Source organism: Desulforamulus aeronauticus DSM 10349, from assembly GCF_900142375.1.
GTDB lineage: Bacteria > Bacillota > Desulfotomaculia > Desulfotomaculales > Desulfotomaculaceae > Desulfotomaculum > Desulfotomaculum aeronauticum.
This window is the reverse complement of sequence record NZ_FRAR01000054.1, coordinates 1-2,208: the sequence shown is the minus strand read 5'-3', so window position 1 is coordinate 2,208 and position 2,208 is coordinate 1. Positions and strand designations below refer to the sequence as shown.

At 42.3% G+C, this 2,208-nt stretch carries 3 protein-coding genes; 2 read left to right on the top strand and 1 reads right to left on the bottom strand.

Going from position 1 to position 2,208, the window contains the following annotated elements; genetic code table 11:
- The coding region (gene rsgA, locus BUA78_RS19600; RefSeq protein WP_338011642.1) for a GTPase RsgA at positions 1–413 on the bottom strand (413 nt) is incomplete at its 3' end.
- A 231-nt stretch (positions 414–644) separates the two neighbouring features.
- Here rsgA and BUA78_RS19595 point away from each other — a divergent pair.
- Both BUA78_RS19595 and menA read left to right on the top strand, forming a co-directional pair.
- The gene (locus BUA78_RS19595) at positions 645–1,103 is read left to right on the top strand and encodes a YbaK/EbsC family protein (protein WP_072917910.1); all 459 of its coding nucleotides are present in this window, start codon (positions 645–647) and stop codon (positions 1,101–1,103) included.
- Positions 1,104–1,304: 201 nt separating this feature from the next.
- Positions 1,305–2,204 (top strand): 1,4-dihydroxy-2-naphthoate octaprenyltransferase, encoded by a 900-nt coding sequence (menA, locus tag BUA78_RS19590; protein ID WP_072917908.1) that lies wholly within the window; start codon positions 1,305–1,307, stop codon positions 2,202–2,204.
- Positions 2,205–2,208: the final 4 nt, after the last annotated feature.

The window sequence follows — 2,208 nt, the reverse complement described above, 5'->3', positions numbered from 1 at the left end:
ATGGACAAATATCTTTCCAGCCGCCGTAGATTAAAGTTATTATTGAGCGACATGCAGATAAAAGCCGTATCAATGTTGGCTGCCACAATCTGGCATTCCTGGGACGTACCTGCGGCCTTGCGCTGGAAAATGCTTTTACGGCGCAGGATGTGATGAATGATAGCATGGCCACTGCTGTCCTCTAGACGGTCCACCATGACCCAGTCGCCCACGGCGGGATAATCCGCGTTATCCTTGGCCAGAAAAGCCAACTTGCCTGAGACCTCTGCCGTTATCTCGCCATTTTCTGTAATTACCTTATATAAATCTCGATGTTGTATTGATACCCTGCCGAGGTAGAATCCTTCAAACATCGTAGCTTCTTGGGTAAAGCGGTCGGTTAGTCCAACATCATATAAATTTGTTTGAGTCATTGCCTATTTGTCCTCCCGTATTTATAATGCTGAGCTTGGGGAGGGCAGAGGGTATTTCTACTCTGCAAGCACCTCCCCGCCTAATACCGACTGAGCCTGATATGTTTTGAACATAAACTTCAACTCCTTTCTTGCTCTTAGTATATCATAGTATTAATTTCAACAGAAATTGACGTGACTGGATGCTTGCTAGTATAGTATTTAAAGAAGTAAATGGAGGTTGAGGCAATTATGTCTGTACAAGATGTAGTAGAGTTTTTTAAACAGAGAAAAAGGAATATGGAAATACTGACCTTTGAGGATACCAGTACCGTAGCCAAGGCGGCAGATTCTCTGGGGGTAACTCATGGGGAAATTGCCAAGTCGTTGTTATTTAAAGTGAAAGATGACTTTATTATGGTGGTAATGGCAGGGGATAAGCGCCTGGATAATAGGAAGTTTAAAGATGCCTTTCAGACCAAAGCGAAAATGCCCGAAATTGCTGACGTGTTGGCTGTAACCGGACACCCTGTTGGCGGGGTATGTCCCTTTGGGTTAAAACAACCGATACCCATTTATCTGGATCAATCCCTGCAAGCCTATGAGCATGTCTTTCCGGCAGCAGGAGATACCAATGCAGCAGTAAAAGTAAATGTTGATGAACTACAGGATATTACCGAGGCCACGTGGGTTGACGTAGCGCAGGCCTAACTGACAAGGATTATCCTGGTATGTTCCGGTGTAGTTAGCCCGGAGTTATTTGCTAAATAGCTGTATTATTTAACCTAGGACTAGTTAAAGAAAGTTTGTATCTACCCCATTGACTTTCCAGAAAATAGATTTTAAGATAAAGCCAATAAAATGAATTTATATTCATTTTATTGGAGTGGATGGTTAGGAGGGGGGAAAAAAGTGATAAAAACATGGTTTCTGGCCATAAGGCCCTGGTCCTTTACCGCTGCGGCGATTCCGGTAACATTGGGTACCGTAGTGGCATTACAGCATGGTCATTTCAATGTCTTCTTATTCATTCTCACTTTTATGGGTGGCATTTTATTACAAGCAGGAACAAACTTAACCAATACCTATGGGGATTATATTTCTGGGGTTGATACGCCAGAATCTGCCGCGACCTGCCCGCAGTTAGTAAACGATATTTTAAAACCAAAACAAATGAAACTGGCAGGTATTTTTGCTTTTCTTTTGGCGGCCATGATTGGTGGCTATTTAACCTATCTACGGGGATGGCCCATTTTGCTCTTAGGAAGCATCGGGGTTATTTTCGGATATACCTATACTTTGGGGCCAAAACCCTATAAATATATGGGGTTAGGTTCAATTTTGGTTTTCTTTTTGATGGGTCCTTGCATGGTCATTGGGGCTTATTATGTTCAAACGGGGTTTTTTAACTGGTTAGCCCTTTGGGTTTCTCTACCTATCGGTTTTCTTGTCTCCTGTATTCTACATGCGAATGATTTACGAGACGTTCCCTTTGATTATAAAGCGGGGATTCATACCTTAGCACTAACACTGGGCAAGAAGAAAGGCTTCTTGTTGTATTATTTCTTGAATATAGGCGCCTTCTTATCACTAATTCTTTTGCTGGCAACTCAAAAAATACCTCTGACAGCGCTACTTCCTATTTTGCTAATTCCGGGATTGGTTAAAATAATCAAGCAAACGAGTGCTTCCTGGCAGGGTAATAATGAATATTTAGTAATGCTTGAAGCAACTGCAGCCAAGTTTCATCTGCAGTTTGGCTTGATGCTTATTGGTGGTTTTTTGCTCGACTTTATTTCTAGGGGGCTATAATGGA